The sequence below is a fragment of the Billgrantia sulfidoxydans genome (assembly GCF_017868775.1).
Lineage (GTDB): Bacteria > Pseudomonadota > Gammaproteobacteria > Pseudomonadales > Halomonadaceae > Halomonas > Halomonas sulfidoxydans.
In genome coordinates this window covers 3,867,685-3,882,214 of record NZ_CP053381.1, presented here as the reverse complement: position 1 = coordinate 3,882,214, position 14,530 = coordinate 3,867,685, and the positions used below count along the sequence as shown (strand labels likewise).

Annotated in this window: 13 protein-coding genes; 5 read left to right on the top strand and 8 right to left on the bottom strand. The window is 66.9% G+C overall.

Features of this window, described 5'->3' with window-relative positions; all coding sequences use genetic code 11:
* Positions 1-69: 69 nt before the first annotated feature.
* The 6 genes from HNO51_RS17905 to HNO51_RS17880 all read right to left on the bottom strand — a co-directional run bounded on the left by HNO51_RS17905 (position 70) and on the right by HNO51_RS17880 (position 9,599).
* Entirely contained in the window at positions 70-1,179 is a 1,110-nt protein-coding gene (locus HNO51_RS17905) for a TRAP transporter substrate-binding protein (RefSeq protein ID WP_197448574.1), read from the bottom strand.
* A gap of 260 nt (positions 1,180-1,439) precedes the next feature.
* Positions 1,440-2,873, bottom strand: a complete 1,434-nt coding sequence (locus HNO51_RS17900) for a sigma-54 interaction domain-containing protein (protein ID WP_234283718.1) — start codon at positions 2,871-2,873, stop codon at positions 1,440-1,442.
* A 92-nt stretch (positions 2,874-2,965) separates the two neighbouring features.
* The gene (locus HNO51_RS17895) at positions 2,966-5,917 is read right to left on the bottom strand and encodes a valine--tRNA ligase (RefSeq protein WP_197448573.1); all 2,952 of its coding nucleotides are present in this window, start codon (positions 5,915-5,917) and stop codon (positions 2,966-2,968) included.
* A gap of 298 nt (positions 5,918-6,215) precedes the next feature.
* On the bottom strand, positions 6,216-6,656 hold the full coding sequence (locus tag HNO51_RS17890; RefSeq protein ID WP_197448572.1) for a DNA polymerase III subunit chi: 441 nt from the start codon (positions 6,654-6,656) through the stop codon (positions 6,216-6,218).
* 193 nt (positions 6,657-6,849) lie between these two features.
* Positions 6,850-7,911, bottom strand: coding sequence for a branched-chain amino acid aminotransferase (locus HNO51_RS17885; protein ID WP_197451108.1), 1,062 nt, complete (start codon positions 7,909-7,911; stop codon positions 6,850-6,852).
* A gap of 167 nt (positions 7,912-8,078) precedes the next feature.
* Positions 8,079-9,599: a leucyl aminopeptidase gene (locus tag HNO51_RS17880; protein ID WP_197448571.1), complete on the bottom strand. Its 1,521-nt coding sequence runs from the start codon at positions 9,597-9,599 to the stop codon at positions 8,079-8,081.
* A gap of 117 nt (positions 9,600-9,716) precedes the next feature.
* On the opposite strand from HNO51_RS17880, the gene lptF reads away from it, so the two are divergent.
* From lptF to bfr, 5 genes are all read left to right on the top strand, one after another.
* Entirely contained in the window at positions 9,717-10,796 is a 1,080-nt protein-coding gene (gene lptF, locus HNO51_RS17875; protein WP_197448570.1) for an LPS export ABC transporter permease LptF, read from the top strand.
* Positions 10,796-11,860, top strand: coding sequence for an LPS export ABC transporter permease LptG (lptG, locus tag HNO51_RS17870; protein WP_197448569.1), 1,065 nt, complete (start codon positions 10,796-10,798; stop codon positions 11,858-11,860). The genes lptF and lptG overlap by 1 nt, the downstream gene beginning before the upstream one ends.
* A gap of 37 nt (positions 11,861-11,897) precedes the next feature.
* Entirely contained in the window at positions 11,898-12,377 is a 480-nt protein-coding gene (locus HNO51_RS17865) for an RDD family protein (protein WP_197451107.1), read from the top strand.
* Between the two features lie 100 nt (positions 12,378-12,477).
* Complete coding sequence (locus HNO51_RS17860; protein ID WP_197448568.1) at positions 12,478-12,684, top strand: (2Fe-2S)-binding protein; 207 nt, start codon at positions 12,478-12,480, stop codon at positions 12,682-12,684.
* Positions 12,685-12,856: 172 nt separating this feature from the next.
* Complete coding sequence (gene bfr, locus HNO51_RS17855; RefSeq protein ID WP_197448567.1) at positions 12,857-13,339, top strand: bacterioferritin; 483 nt, start codon at positions 12,857-12,859, stop codon at positions 13,337-13,339.
* A 73-nt stretch (positions 13,340-13,412) separates the two neighbouring features.
* Here the strand turns inward: bfr and HNO51_RS17850 are convergent, their stop codons facing one another.
* Both HNO51_RS17850 and tcdA read right to left on the bottom strand, forming a co-directional pair.
* The gene (locus HNO51_RS17850) at positions 13,413-13,640 is read right to left on the bottom strand and encodes a DUF1653 domain-containing protein (RefSeq protein ID WP_197448566.1); all 228 of its coding nucleotides are present in this window, start codon (positions 13,638-13,640) and stop codon (positions 13,413-13,415) included.
* 15 nt (positions 13,641-13,655) lie between these two features.
* A complete protein-coding gene (gene tcdA, locus HNO51_RS17845) occupies positions 13,656-14,510 on the bottom strand; it encodes a tRNA cyclic N6-threonylcarbamoyladenosine(37) synthase TcdA (RefSeq protein WP_209538031.1) in 855 nt (284 codons plus the stop codon).
* Positions 14,511-14,530: the final 20 nt, after the last annotated feature.

Genomic DNA, 14,530 nt, shown 5'->3' with positions numbered 1-14,530 from the left:
GCCCCGCCTTACGGCGGGGGCCGCTGTCGCTTATGGCTGGCAGAGGCCGCCCGCTACCGGGCGGCCGGCTCAGTTCTCGAGATTTTCCGGGGCGTAGTAGGAGCGCGGCAGGTGGCCCTTGACGTGCCAGTTGCCGTGCAGCTTCATGAACTCGCGCTGGCTCTCGAGCACGCGGCCGAACATTTCGTCCTCGGCGGCGATCTCGGCCTGCACCTCGTTGGTCACCCGGCGCAGCTCCGACAGCACCTCGTCGGGCAAGACCTGGGCGTTGACGCCCTCCTGCTCGAAGTCGCGCAGCGCCTTGGGTGTTTCGATCTCGCTCTCGGAGTAGCCGTAGAGGGTGGCCGCACGGCAACCCATGTCGATCATCGCCTGGGTCTGCGGCTCCAGCGCCTCCCAGCTCTCCTTGTTGATCAGCAGGTGGGCGGTGGTGAAGGTCTGGTGCCAGCCCGGCATCACGTAGTTCTGCACGATCTCCTGCATGCCGAGGATGCGGTCCACCGCCGGGGCGGAGAACTCGGTGGCGTCGATGGTGCCGCGCTCCATGGCCTGGTAGAGCTCGCCGCCGGGGATCATGGTGACCGAGGCGCCCAGGCGCTCCAGCACGCGGCCGCCGATGCCGGCGAAGCGAATGCGCAGGCCGTCGATCTGATCGAGCGACTCCAGCGGCTCGGCGAACCAGCCGGCGGCTTCCGGGCCGATCATGCTGCACAGCAGCGGCTGGACGTCGTAGTCGGCGTAGATCTCCTCGAGCAGTTCCTGGCCGCCGCCGAAGTAGTGCCAGGCCAGGTAGGCGGGCGGCTCCATGCCGAACGGCGCGCCGGCGAACAGCGGCAGCGAGGGGATGCTGCCCTGGTCGTAGCCGACCCAGGTGAAGCCGGCGTCGTAGCGGCCTTCGGAGACGGCATCGAGGATTTCGAACGGCGGGATCAGCTCGCCCGGCTCGTAGTAGCGCAAATTAATGCTGCCGCCGGAAGCCTGCTCCAGCGATTCGCTGAGGAAGCGCACCGGCGTGCTCAGGCCGACCAGGTGCGAGGGAAAGGCGATGGGCACCTGCCAGCGCACCTGCTCCTGGGCTTCGGCGGTACCGGTGGTGGCGACGCCCGCCATCAGGGCGGCAGCGGCCACGCCGAGGGTGAGCGGACGTAGGCGAGCGGCGAAAGTGGGAGTGAACGACATGAAGGCTCCTTGGGAATTGTTGTCGGTACGACGCCTGGTCGATGCCTGGCGATGGGATGTTGTATGGATCGCCCTGCGAAGCGACCCTCAGCGCCGCTCGGGCGACGCATGCCACAACGCATTGCAGACTTCATGCCAGAAATAAAAAGAATCGTTAAATCAAAAAGTTGAGATTTATTTAGGAGGGAGTGTTGCAGTGGCTGTCCGCTGATTCGGACAGTTCTAGACCTTGGTCGAAAAGAAATTTGACCGAAAACCGGTCAATTGTCTGGATTAACGGACAGTCTGGAGAGCTTGTCGTAGAGCACCGAGCGGGGAATGCCCAGCAGGCGGGCCGCGCGTGACTTATTGCCATGACAGGCAGCGAGGGCGTTGGCCAGCGCGGTACGCTCGGCTTCGGCGACGATCTCTCCCAGCGGACGAACGCTGGTGGTGGGCACCGCTGCGTCACCGGCCTGGGTGGGGAGACGCAGGGCGGCGCCCAGCTCCGGCACGTCGATGACGCTGCAGGCCTCGTTCAGGGCCAGGGTCTGCTCGAGCACGTTGCGCAGCTCGCGGATGTTGCCAGGCCAGTCGTGACGCTGAAGCAGCGCCACGGCCTCGGCGCTGATCTCGGCGCGGGGCTCGCCGCTCTCCGCCGCGATCCGGCCGAGCAGGGTCTCGCACAGAATGCCGAGGTCGGCCAGGCGGTCGCGCAACGGGGGAACCTGAATGCGCAGCACGTTGAGGCGATAGTAGAGATCTGAGCGGAAGCTGCCCTCGGCGACCATGGCTTCCAGGTCGCGGCTGGTGGCGGCGATCACGCGCACGTCGATGCGCTTGATCTCGTTGGAGCCGAGCGGCTCCACCTCGCCCTCCTGCAGCGCGCGCAGCAGCTTGGCCTGCAGCGCCAGCGGCATGTCGCCGACCTCGTCGAGGAACAGGGTGCCGCCGTCGGCGAGCTGGAACTTGCCCTGGCGGGTGCGCTTGTCGGCGCCGGTGTAGGCGCCCGGGGCGACGCCGAAGAACTCCGCCTCGAGCAGGTTCTCGGGCACCGCGGCCACATTGACGGCAACGAAGGGACTGGCCCCCCGCGGCGAGTCGCCGTGGATGGCCTGGGCCAGCACCTCCTTGCCGGTGCCGGTCTCGCCCAGCAGCAGCACCGGGGTGGCGCGAGCGGCGGCCAGGCGGGCGCGGCGCTTGACCTCGAGCACCGCGGGGCTGGCGCCGACGAAATCGGCCAGCGCGTAGCGTGAGCCGCGGCTTGCCAGGGCGCGCCGGGCCACCGCCAGGTCGTGCTGCAGGCGGCGGTACTTGCCGATCAGCGGCGCCAGGGGGCCCAGGTCGTCGAACACGATGAAGGCCACGGCACCGTTGACCCGGCCGCTGGTCGGATCGTGCAGCGGCAGCCGCGTGACGACCAGTTGCCGCGCCTGGTACTCCATGATGTCGAGCAGAATGGGCTGCCCGCTGCGTACCACCTCGGGCATGCGCGTGTGCGGGATCACCTCGCCCACGGGGCGGCCGATCACACTGGCCGGATCGTCGATGCCCAGCAGCCGACAGTAACAGGCGTTGATCCAGATGAGACGGCTCGATTCGTCGACCAGGATCGCCCCGGCGCTGTTGCGCTCGAGCAGCGGAAACAGCGGGCGGATCGCCTCGAGGGTCAAGCCCTGGCGGTGGCCGGCCATGGTGCTGTCGTCTCGAGGCATTCGTGTCGTCTCCTGGCGGCGGTGTCGGGCCGTTGATCAGAGCGCGGCGGTATCGGGCCGCTGATCAGAGCGCGGCGGTATCGGGCCGCTGATCAGAGCGCGGCGATCTTGTCGCGCTGCTCGAGCAGCAGGTTGCGCGCCGCCTGGTACTCCTTGAGCTTGCCGCGCTCCTTCTCGACCACCGCCTCGGGCGCCTTGGCGACGAAGCTCTCGTTGGAAAGCTTCTTCTCGATGCCGCCGATCAGCTTGTCCTGCTTGTCGATCTCCTTGGCCAGTCGGGCGAGCTCGGCATCCTTGTCGATCAGGTCGGCCATCGGCACCAGCACCTCCATGTCGCCGACCAGCTGCGTGGCCGACAGCGGCGCCTCGCTCGGGTCGTCGAGCCAGGTGGCGCTTGCGAGCTTGGCCAGCTTGGCCAGGAACAGGCGGTTGGCCTCGAGGCGCTCGCGATCGGCCGCCGAGCCCTTGGTCAGCAGGACTTCCAGCGGCTTGCCCGGGGCGATGTTCATCTCCGCGCGCACGTTGCGCACCGCCACGATCACGCCCTTGAGCCACTCGATGTCGCGGGTCGCCTGCTCGTCGATCTTCTCCTGCTCCGCCACGGGCCAAGGCTGCGCCATGATCGAATCGCCTTGTTTACCCGCCAGCGGCGCCACGCGCTGCCAGATCTCCTCGGAGATGAACGGCATCATCGGGTGGGCCAGGCGCAGGATCGCCTCCAGCACCCGCACCAGGGTGCGGCGGGTGCCGCGCTTGGCTGCCGCGCTGGCGCCCTCGTCCCACAGCACCGGCTTGGAGAGCTCCAGGTACCAGTCGCAGTACTCGTTCCAGACGAACTCGTAGAGCGCCTGGGAGGCATGATCGAAGCGGAATTCCTCCATCGCCTTGGTCACCTGGGCCTCGGTCTGCTGCAGACGCGAGACGATCCAGCGATCGGCCAGCGACAGCTCGACCTCGCCACCTTGCGCACCGCAGTCCTGGCCTTCGGCGTTCATCAGCACGTAGCGCGAGGCGTTCCACAGCTTGTTGCAGAAGTTGCGGTAACCGTCGAGGCGACCCATGTCGAACTTGATGTCGCGCCCGGTGGTGGCCTGGGAAAGGAAGGTGAAGCGCAGCGCGTCGGTACCGTGGGGCTCGATGCCCTCGGGGAACTCGTCGCGGGTGGCCTTGGCGATCGCCTTGGCCTTCTGCGGCTGCATCATGTTGCCGGTGCGCTTCTCGAGCAGCGCGTCCAGGGTGATGCCGTCGATCAGGTCGATGGGGTCGAGCACGTTGCCCTTCGACTTGGACATCTTCTGACCCTGGCCGTCGCGCACCAGGCCGTGGACGTAGACGGTCTTGAACGGCACCTCGTCCATGAACTTCAGGGTCAGCATGATCATCCGCGCGACCCAGAAGAAGATGATGTCGAAGCCGGTGACCAGCACGCTGGAGGGGTGGAAGGTCGCCAGCTCCGGCGTCTTCTCCGGCCAGCCCAGGGTGCCGAAGGTCCACAGCCCCGAGCTGAACCAGGTGTCGAGCACGTCCTCGTCCTGGGTCAGTCTTTCGAGCCCGAATGTGTCAGTTAATTGAGCAATGCCTTCTTCATTCAACACTCCGTTAACCAACAGGTTCTTGTTTTTGAGGTGTGTCAGCGCGATGGCATGCGTACCGCTCGTCGCTGCCATTTGCTCAAGATATTTCGCCGTTGCCTCGGCCTCGGTGCGGGCGACATAGACGTTGCCTTCGCTGTCGTACCAGGCGGGAATGCGGTGGCCCCACCACAGCTGGCGCGAGATGCACCAGTCCTGCAGGTCGCGCATCCACGAGAAGTACATGTTCTCGTAGTTCCTGGGCACGAACTGGATGTCGCCGTTCTCCACCGCGGCGATGGCGGGCCCCGCCAGGCTCTCCACGGCGACGAACCACTGGTCCGTGAGCAGCGGTTCGATGACGTCGCCGGAGCGGTCGCCGTAGGGCAGGGTGTTGTTGACCGTCTCGATCTGCTCGAGCAGCCCGGCGGCCTCCATGTCGGCGACGATCTGTTTGCGTGCCTCGAAGCGGTCGAGGCCGGCGTAGGCGGCGGGCAGGCTCAAGTCGATCTCGGGCAGCGGGCGGCCCTGGATGTCGAAGGCCTCGGCCTGGGGCAGGATCGCCGCGTCCTGGGTGAAGACGTTGATCAAGGGCAGGCCGTGGCGACGACCCACCTCGTAGTCGTTGAAGTCGTGGGCCGGGGTGATCTTCACGCAGCCCGAGCCCTTCTCCATGTCGGCGTGCTCGTCGGCGACGATGGGGATGCGCCGGCCGACCAAGGGCAGCTCGACGAACTTGCCGATCAGCGAGGCGTAGCGCGGGTCCTCGGGATTCACCGCCACGCCGGTGTCGCCGAGCATCGTCTCGGGGCGGGTGGTGGCGACGACCAGATAATCGAGGCCGGCATCGGTCGTCACGCCGTCGGCCAGCGGGTAGCGGAAGTGCCAGAACTGACCCTGCTGCTCGCGGTTCTCCACCTCGAGATCGGAGATGGCAGTGTGCAGGGTCGGGTCCCAGTTGACCAGGCGCTTGCCGCGATAGATCAGATCCTCTTCATAGAGGCGCACGAAGACTTCCTGCACCGCCTGGTAGAAGCCGTCGTCCATGGTGAAGCGCTCGCGCGACCAGTCGACGCTGGCGCCCATGCGGCGCAGCTGGCGGGTGATGTGGCCGCCGGATTCGTGCTTCCACTCCCAGACCTTGTCGATGAAGGCGTCGCGGCCCAGGTCGTGGCGGCTCTTGCCCTCTTCGGCGGCGACCTTGCGCTCGACCAGCATCTGGGTGGCGATGCCGGCGTGGTCGGTGCCGACCTGCCACAGGGTGTTGTTGCCCTGCATGCGCTTCCAGCGGATCAGCGTGTCCATGATGGTGTCCTGGAACGCATGGCCCATGTGCAGGCTGCCGGTGACGTTGGGCGGCGGGATCATGATCGAGTAGGGTTCGCCCTCGCCCGAGGGGGCGAAGCGGCCGTCGGCCTCCCAGCGCTCGTACCAGCGGGATTCGATCTGCTCGGGTTGGTAGGTCTTGTCCATGGGGCGTTCCGGGTCCAGAAATGATCGCCGCCGGGTCGTGGGGCCGGGCGGCGGGAAGTCGTCGAAAGCGTGCGAAAAATGGGCTCGATTATAGCGCGATGGGGTGCTTGGCGTCAGCCAGACGTGAACGGACGGATCGGTACAGCCTCTGAGGGGCGCCGGGGGCAGGGCGAAGAGGAGGTCTTTTGCCAGGGATGGCAAAAGTAGCGCCCAGGGATAGGTTCACAGCGCCTCCTCGCAGTCCCTGTCGCCGGATCAGCCCCGGTATAGGCGGCCTCTCGTAACACCGGGACGGGACTCACCCCTTGAGCTGATGGGCCTTGACGGGATAGCCGCGCTGCTTGTAGGTCTGCCAGCACTCGCGCTTGGCGACGAGCACCTGCTGGTGCTGGTTGATGATCTCGGCGACCCGCTCGAAGCGCGAGAACCACTCGGGGATGCCCGGGTCGAGGTTGAGCAGCGCCATGGGCGCTTCGGCGCTCGGCTCGGGCGGCTGCTCCCAGCCGATGGTCACCGCCACGCTCTCGGCCATCTCGCTGCCGAGCAGGGCGTGGGGCAGGTAGGCCTCGGGGCGAAAGGTCCACAGCCGTTCGTCGAGATCGCTGGCCATGGCTTCGTCCTCGGCGTGCAGATGCAGCCGGAAGCCCTTGCCGGCGATGGTCTCGGCCAGCCGACAGGCGAAGTCGAGCCGTGCTTCCAGCGTGGTGTCGGGGAGGATGTAGAAATCTACTTGGGTCATCAGAGTCTGCCCGGGGCTTTCCCGACGGGCAGGCCTTCGCGGAGGCGCTGTGAATACTTCCCTGTACGCTACCGACGCCATCCCTGGCGTAGGACCTCCGCGCCGGCCTGCCCTTCGGCGCCCCTCGCCTCAGTGGTAATAGTCGTGGTGGCAACGGACTCGCACCAGCGAGCCCATTGCGGCGACTTCGCTGTTACACCAGGCGGGTCAACCAACCATGCGTATCTTCGGCGCGGCCGTACTGCAGATCGAGCAGCTTGCCGCGCAGGCGCTTGGCGATCTCGTTGCCGGCGTCGGGCATCTGGATGGTGTCGTCTTCGCTGATCAACTGGCCCACCGGGGTGATCACCGCGGCGGTACCGCAGGCGAAGACCTCGGCGATATCGCCGGAAGCCACGCCGTCGCGCCACTCGTCGATGCTGATGGCGCGCTCCTCCGGGGTGAAGCCTTCGTCGCGGCCGAGGGTGAGCACCGAGTCGCGGGTCACGCCCTCGAGGATGGTGTCGGTCAGGCGCGGCGTGACCAGGCGGCCGTCCTTGTAGACGAAGAACAGGTTCATGCCGCCCAGCTCCTCGACCCACTTGTTCTCGGCGGCGTCGAGGAAGGCGACCTGGCTGCAGCCGTGCTTCTCGGCTTCCTTCTGGGCAGCCAGCGAGGCGGCATAGTTGCCGCCGCACTTGGCGAAGCCGGTGCCGCCGGGGGCGGCGCGCTTGTAGTGCGAGGAGAGCCAGATCGACACCGGGGCGATGCCGCCCTTGAAGTAGGCGCCGGCGGGGGAGGCGATCACGTAGTAGTCGACCTCGTGGGCCGGACGCACACCGAGGAACTTCTCGCTGGCGATCATGAACGGGCGCAGGTAGAGGCTCGACTCGTCGGCCTCGTTGCGGGGCGTCGGCACCCAGGCGTGGTCCTGGGCGAGTAGCGCCTTGAGCGAACCGACGAAGTCCTCGTCGCTGAGTTCGGGCAGCGCCAGGCGGCGGGCGCTGCGGCGGAAGCGCTCGGCGTTCTTCTCCGGGCGGAACGACCACACCGAGCCGTCGGCGTGGCGGTAGGCCTTGATGCCCTCGAAGATTTCCTGGCCGTAGTGCAGCACGGCCGCCGCCGGGTCGAGGGTCAACGGGCCGTAGGGGCGCACCTCGTGGCCGTGCCAGCCGGCCTCGGCCGTCCAGCGCACGTGGGCCATGTGGTCGCTGAAGTAACGACCGAAACCGGGGTTGGCAAGGATGTCGTCACGAATGTTGGCTGCCGTGGGCATGGCGCTTGGCAGTATCTCGAAGGTGGCGTTGGGCACGGCAAAAGGGTCTCCGCTATGCCGGGATTCCGGCGTTTTCTTGGGCTTCTTGACGCCCCGGGTCGGCCGACCCGGGGCGTGCAATGCGTCAGATGTAACGGTTGCCGGCGGCGATGGCAACCTTGGCGGCGTCAGCCGTCGTTCTCGACCTGGCGCGCCTCCTCCTCGCGGTCGAGCAGGTATTGGGTCAAGAGCCCCACCGGGCGGCCGCTGGCGCCTTTCTGCTTGCCCGAGGTCCAGGCGGTGCCGGCGATGTCCAGGTGTGCCCAGGGGAACTTGTCGGCGAAGCGCGAGAGGAAGCAGGCGGCAGTGATGGTGCCGGCCGGGCGCCCGCCGATGTTGGCCATGTCGGCGAAGTTGGAGTCGAGCTGCTCCTTGTACTCGTCCCACAGCGGCAGGTGCCAGGCGCGGTCCCAGGCGGCTTCGCCGGCGTCGAGCAGGTCGAGCGCCAGGTCGTCGTCGTTGGAGAGCAGGCCGGTGGCGTGGTGGCCCAGGGCGATGATGGCCGCCCCGGTCAGGGTGGCGATGTCGACCACGCTGGCGGGCTCGAAGCGCTCGGCGTAGGTCAGGGCATCGCACAGCACCAGGCGCCCTTCGGCATCGGTGTTGAGTACTTCGACGGTGAGGCCTTTCAGCGTCTTGATGATGTCGCCGGGCTTGGTGGCGCGGCCGTCGGGCATGTTCTCTGCGGCGGCGACGATGAACACCAGGTTGAGCTTGGGGCGGATGCCGAGCACCGCCTTGGCGGTGCCGAACACGCTGGCCGCCCCGCACATGTCGAACTTCATCTCGTCCATCGCCTCGCCGGGTTTGAGCGAGATGCCGCCGGTGTCGAAGGTGATGCCCTTGCCCACCAGCACGTGGGGCGCCTCGTCGGCGCTCTCGGCGCCCTGGTACTTCATCACGATCAGGCGTGAGGGCTGCTCGCTGCCGCGGCCCACCGAGAGCAGGCTGTGGGCGCCGAGCTCCTCCAGCGCCGCCTCGTCGAGGATCTCGACCTCGAGGGCACCGCCCGATTCGCGACCCAGCTGTTCGGCCTGCTCGGCCAGGTAGCTCGGGGTGCAGACGTTGCCCGGCAGGTTGCCCAGGGTGCGGGTGTAGGCCACCCCCTGGCCTACGGCGTTACCGATGCGTGCGCCCTCGCGCGCCTCGTCGGCGGCCTCGGCGTCGCTCAGCAGCAGGGTGACCTGGTCCAGTGGCGGGCGCGGCGCTTTCTCCGACTTGAACTCGTCGAAGCGGTAGACGGCGCGCTGCGCGGCTTCGGCGGTCATGCGGGCCTTCCAGGCGACGCTGCGTTCGGGAACCGGCACGTCGGTGAAGGCCACGGCGAGGTCCTCGATCTTCAGGCCGGCGGCGGCGCTGAAAGCGGCATCCAACGCCCGGATGAAGGCGCGCTCCTGGCACTTGTCGCGCTCGCCCAGGCCCACCAGCAGCAGGCGGTCGGCGGACAGACCGGGGGCGAAGGGAATCAGCTGCACGTTGCCCAGCTTGGCGTCGAAGTCGCCGCGCTCGATCAACTGGCCGATCAGCCGCTCGCTGGCGTCGTCGAGCTTGGCGGCGGCGGGCAGCAGGTCGCCGTCCTTGAGGATCGGGACCACGATGCAGGCCGATTCGGCCTTGGCGGGATTGGCCGTCTGAACTGGGAATTCCATGGTGACTCCACAAGACAAGCGATGGGGGATTCTGGATAATGCCGGCACGGCTCCAGGCCACTGCCGAATCACCCCAGTGTACTCAAGGCATGGCGCCATTGCATGGAAGACCGCTGCATGATCATTTTTCGGTACCTGACCCGCGAAATCCTGCTCACCATGGCCGCCGTCGCCGGCGTGCTGCTGCTGGTCATCATGGGCAGCCGGTTCATTCGTTATTTCACCGATGCCGCGGAGGGCGACATTCCCGCCACCATCCTCGGCAACCTGATGCTCTATCATCTGCCCGGCTTTCTCGAGCTGATCCTGCCGCTGGCCTTCTTTCTCGGCATTCTGCTGGCCTACGGCCAGCTCTACCTCAACAGCGAGATCACCGTGCTGGTGGCCTGCGGCACCAGTCCTGCCCGGCTGTTCCAGGTCAGCCTGGTGCCGGCCACCCTGGTGGCGGTCGTGGTGGGGCTGTGCAGCCTGTGGTTGACCCCGGCCGGGGCACTGCACAACGCGGTGATGCTCGAGGAGCAGCGCAGCCGGCTCGACTTCACCGCCCTGGCGCCGGGGCGCTTCCAGGACTTCGGCGGCGGTCGCACCGCCTACACCGAGGCCTTCAGCCCCGACGGACAGCAAATGCAGGAGGTCTTCATCAGCGAGCGCCAGCGTCGACGCGACGGCACCCCGGAAACCGCCGTGACTCGCGCCGGCAGCGGCTACCAGACCGTGGACCCCGAGACCGGCAGCCGCTTCCTGGTGCTGGCCGACGGCGAACGCTACAGCGTCGAGCCGGGGCGCTTCGAAGCCGAGCGACTGGAGTTCGGGACCTACGCCGTGCGGCTCTCGCTCGGCGGCGAGCAGCGTGAGCTGGAGTCGGCGGAGTACGCCACCACGGCCGAGCTGCTCGATGACGGCTCGTCCCGTGCCCAGGCCCAGCTGCAGTGGCGGCTGTCGTTGCCGCTGATGGTGTTCATCCTGACGCTGATGGCGATGCCGCTCTCGCGGGTCAACCCGCGCCAGGGACGCTTCGCCAAGCTGCTGCCGGCGATCTTCCTGCACATCTGCTACCTGAGCCTGCTGCTGGCGGCACTGGATGCCATCGGCCGCGGGGCACTGTCGGCATCAATCGGCATGTGGCCGATCCATCTCGTGTTCCTGGCGCTCGGCGTGGGGCTGCTGATGCACAACCAGCGCAGGGGGATGCGCTGATGCTGACGGACCGTCTCGACCGCTATATCGCCCGCAACGTGCTGGGCGCGATCCTCGTCGTCCAGGTGGTGCTGCTCGGCCTCGATCTGGTGATCACCTATATCAACGACCTGGACGATGTCGAGGGCAACTACGGCGCCTTGCAGGTGCTGCTCTACCTGCTGATGCGTCTGCCCTGGCGCTTCTATCAGTATGCCCCGGTGGGCGTGCTGATCGGCGCGCTGATCGGCCTTGGCAGCATGGCCTCGAGCAACGAGCTGACGGTGATGCGTGCCGCGGGGCGCTCGTTGGCGCGTATCCTGTGGGGGGTGATGAAGCCGATCATCCTGGTGGTGGTCATCCTGCTGCTGATCGCCGAATTCGTCAGCCCTCGTACCGAGCAGTTCGCCAGCGCCTGGCGCCTGGAACAGATGCAGGGGGAAGGCGCCCTGCTGACCCAGAGCGGTGGCTGGCAGCGCGAGGGCGACAGCGTCTATCGTTTCGGCGCCATTCGCGCCGACGACACCGTGCTCGACCTGACCCGCTACGTCTTCGACGGCAGGCGGCTGCGCGAAGCCGTCCAGGCGACGCGTGCCTCGTGGGAGGACAACCGCTGGGTGCTCGAGGAGGTGAGCGTCACGCGCTTTGGCGAAGACCGTACCGAAGCCGAGACGCACGACCGGCTGGAATGGGAGACGAGCCTGACCCCCGACCAGCTCAATCGCCTGCTGCGGGACGTCAGCAGCCAGGCGCCCAGCGAGCTGTGGGCCTACTCGCGCTACCTGCTCTCCCAGGGCCAGCAGGCCACCCAACCGCTGCTCTATTTCTGGCAGAAGCTCCTGCTGCCGCTGACCATGGCCTCGCTGGTGCTGGTCGCGGCGTCGTTCGTGTTCGGCCCGTTGCGTACCGTGGCGGCGGGGACGCGGGTGTTCTACGGCGTGGTCGTGGGGCTGTCGTTCAAGTACCTGCAGGACCTGCTGGCGCCGGCCTCCACCGTGTTCGGATTCTCGCCGGTCTGGGCCGTGCTGGCACCGACCCTGCTCTGCGCCGCCCTCGGGCTGTACCTCCTGCGGCGCTCGGGCTAATAGCTCCGCCGGCACGGACCTGAAACGAGAGACGATGATGCAACGACGATTCGACCAACTCGACGATGTGTGGCCGGCCGGCCTCGGACGGCGCCTGGGCGCCATGCTCTACGACGCCCTGCTGGTCGTGGCGGTCTGGATCCTGATCGGGGTGCTGCACGTGGTCTTCGTGCGCCAGGTGCTGGGCCTCGGTGCCGAGGAGGTCGGTGCCGGCATCGCGCAGCGCCTGTCGCTGCAGCTGCTGCTGGTGATGGGCGCCTTCCTGTTCTTCGCCTTCTCCTGGATGCGCGGCGGCATGACGCTGGGAATGCAGGCCTGGCGTCTGCGCGTGCAGACCCGCAGCGGGCACTCGATCACGCTGCGCCAGAGCCTGGTGCGCTACCTTGTGGCCTGGCTGTCGCTGGCGGCCTTCGGGCTCGGCTATCTCTGGGTCCTGTTCGATACCGAGCGCCGTAGCTGGTCCGATATCGCCTCGGGCACGCGAGTGGTGGTCCTGCCCCGGGCGAGCCGTCGCTAGGCGCCGGCTGACCGAGATCAAAAAATAGTCGATTCCCCCTTGCGATGGGCTATGCGAATCATTTACATTAACTATCGTAAGCATAGCGAGGTGGATGTCGATGTACGTATGTCTCTGCAAGGGCGTATCAGACCGCAAGATTCGTGAGAGCGTCGAGGGCGGTGCGCGTAGCTGGCGCGAGGTTCAGCAGGAAACCGGCTGCGGTACTCAGTGCGGCAAGTGCGCCAGCGTCGGCAAGACCATCACCCGTGAAGCGGTCAAGGCCGCCGTGATGGCGTCGGCCAACGACCTCGCCTATGCCGTGTAGAGTTCGGGCGCCCCGGCTCGCCGTTGTCAATCTCTCTCATTCTTGTTGCCATTAAATCCAACCGACTGTCTCGGTTGGATTTTTTGCGTTTTTGGGCTGATACTGCCTATGATGATTCGAGCATCATGCAACGACAAGGCCCCAGGCCGAGACGAGAGAAGGGAGAAAGGCAATGAAAGGCGATGCCAAGGTCATCAAGTATCTCAACCAGGCCCTCGGCAATGAGCTGGTGGCGATCAACCAGTATTTCCTTCACGCCAAGATGTACAAGGACTGGGGCCTCAAGGCGCTGGCCAAGTGGGAGTACGACGAGTCCATCGATGAGATGAACCACGCCGACAAGCTGATCGAGCGCATCCTGTTCCTCGAAGGCGTGCCCAACCTGCAGGACCTCGGCAAGCTGCACATCGGCGAGAACGTGCGCGAGATGCTCGAGAGCGATCTCAAGCTCGAACATGACGGGCGCAAGGACTACATCGAGGCCATCGCCTACTGCGAGAAGGTCAAGGATTACGTTTCCCGCGACCTGCTTCGCGACATCCTGGCAGACGAAGAAGAGCACATCGACCATATCGAGACCGAACTCGGCCTGATCGACAAGGTCGGCATCGAGAACTATATGCTGCGCCAGATGCAGGAAGCCGGCGACGAGTGATCGCTGGCTTGGCGCAACCCCCACGGCACCGATTCACGTCGGTGCCGTCTTGTTTGGCGGCTCCGTTCCACCTTCAGTTGAATGCCTTTTCGAGGTCGAAGCGCGGCACTGGCTCGCCGCGCACTTCCACGGTTTCGGTGAACATGGCCAGTGGACGCACCCACAGACCGTAGTCGCCGTACAGGGCGCGGTAGACCACCAGGGGCTCCTCGGTCTCGCTGTGGTGGGCGACGCCGAGCACCTCGTAGCGGTTGCCCTTGTAGTGGCTGTAGATGCCGGGAACGGGGAGGGGGTGAGACATCGCGTTGGACTCCAGTCAGGGGGGCGTGTCGTTGCCGGCCGCTGCCTCGGCGGCCTGCCTGGCCAGGCGGGCAAGGACCCGCGAGGCGGCGATGAAGCCGAAGCCACCGGTCACGAAGGTGGCTGCGCCTACGCCGGAAGCGCAGTCGAGCCGGGTCGACTCGCCGCTGCCAGGCTTTTGCAGGCAGACCTCGCCATCGACGCCCGGGTAGACCAGCTGTTCGTCAGAATAGACGCACTCCACGGAGAAGCGCCGCTTCGGGTTGCGCGAGAAACCGTAGTCGCGACGCAGGCGGGCGCGTACCTTGGCCAGCAGCGGGTCGTGCTCGCTGCGCGCGAGATCCGCCACCTTGATCCGCGTGGGGTCGGTCTGGCCGCCGGCGGCGCCCGCCACCACGATGGGCAGCTTGCGCCGCCGGCACCAGTGAATCAGTGCGGCCTTGGCCATCACGCTGTCGATGGCGTCGACCACGTAGTCGGCGTCTTCCGGGATGCGCTGCGCTAGGTTGGTCGGGGTGACGAAGGCGGTATCGGCGGCGACCTCGATGCCGGGCTGGATCGCCCGGCAGCGCTCGGCCAGCACGTCCACCTTGGGTCGACCGATGGTGCCGTCGAGGGCCGGCAGCTGGCGGTTGACGTTGGAGACGCAGACGTCGTCGAGATCGATCAGCGTGAGCCGGCCGATGCCCGAGCGCGCCAGCGCCTCCACCGCCCAGCTGCCGACGCCACCCACGCCCACCACCACCACATGGGCGGCGCGGAAGCGCTCGAGGGCGCGGGCACCGTAGAGGCGCCGGATGCCGCCGAAGCGAAAGTCGTAGTCATCCTGCGCCGGCGGGGCGACATCGTGCGGGCTTGGAGAAGCGGTCATGGGGCGTATCGAACTCCGGC

Bases quoted from the DNA above. Each gene is read 5' to 3' on its own strand.
- HNO51_RS17905 (WP_197448574.1), bottom strand. From the start codon at position 1,179: ATGTCGTTCACTCCCACTTTCGCCGCTCGCCTACGTCCGCTCACCCTC.
- HNO51_RS17900 (WP_234283718.1), bottom strand. From the start codon at position 2,873: ATGCCTCGAGACGACAGCACCATGGCCGGCCACCGCCAGGGCTTGACC.
- HNO51_RS17895 (WP_197448573.1), bottom strand. From the start codon at position 5,917: ATGGACAAGACCTACCAACCCGAGCAGATCGAATCCCGCTGGTACGAG.
- HNO51_RS17890 (WP_197448572.1), bottom strand. From the start codon at position 6,656: ATGACCCAAGTAGATTTCTACATCCTCCCCGACACCACGCTGGAAGCA.
- HNO51_RS17885 (WP_197451108.1), bottom strand. From the start codon at position 7,911: ATGCCCACGGCAGCCAACATTCGTGACGACATCCTTGCCAACCCCGGT.
- HNO51_RS17880 (WP_197448571.1), bottom strand. From the start codon at position 9,599: ATGGAATTCCCAGTTCAGACGGCCAATCCCGCCAAGGCCGAATCGGCC.
- lptF (WP_197448570.1), top strand. From the start codon at position 9,717: ATGATCATTTTTCGGTACCTGACCCGCGAAATCCTGCTCACCATGGCC.
- lptG (WP_197448569.1), top strand. From the start codon at position 10,796: ATGCTGACGGACCGTCTCGACCGCTATATCGCCCGCAACGTGCTGGGC.
- HNO51_RS17865 (WP_197451107.1), top strand. From the start codon at position 11,898: ATGCAACGACGATTCGACCAACTCGACGATGTGTGGCCGGCCGGCCTC.
- HNO51_RS17860 (WP_197448568.1), top strand. From the start codon at position 12,478: ATGTACGTATGTCTCTGCAAGGGCGTATCAGACCGCAAGATTCGTGAG.
- bfr (WP_197448567.1), top strand. From the start codon at position 12,857: ATGAAAGGCGATGCCAAGGTCATCAAGTATCTCAACCAGGCCCTCGGC.
- HNO51_RS17850 (WP_197448566.1), bottom strand. From the start codon at position 13,640: ATGTCTCACCCCCTCCCCGTTCCCGGCATCTACAGCCACTACAAGGGC.
- tcdA (WP_209538031.1), bottom strand. From the start codon at position 14,510: ATGACCGCTTCTCCAAGCCCGCACGATGTCGCCCCGCCGGCGCAGGAT.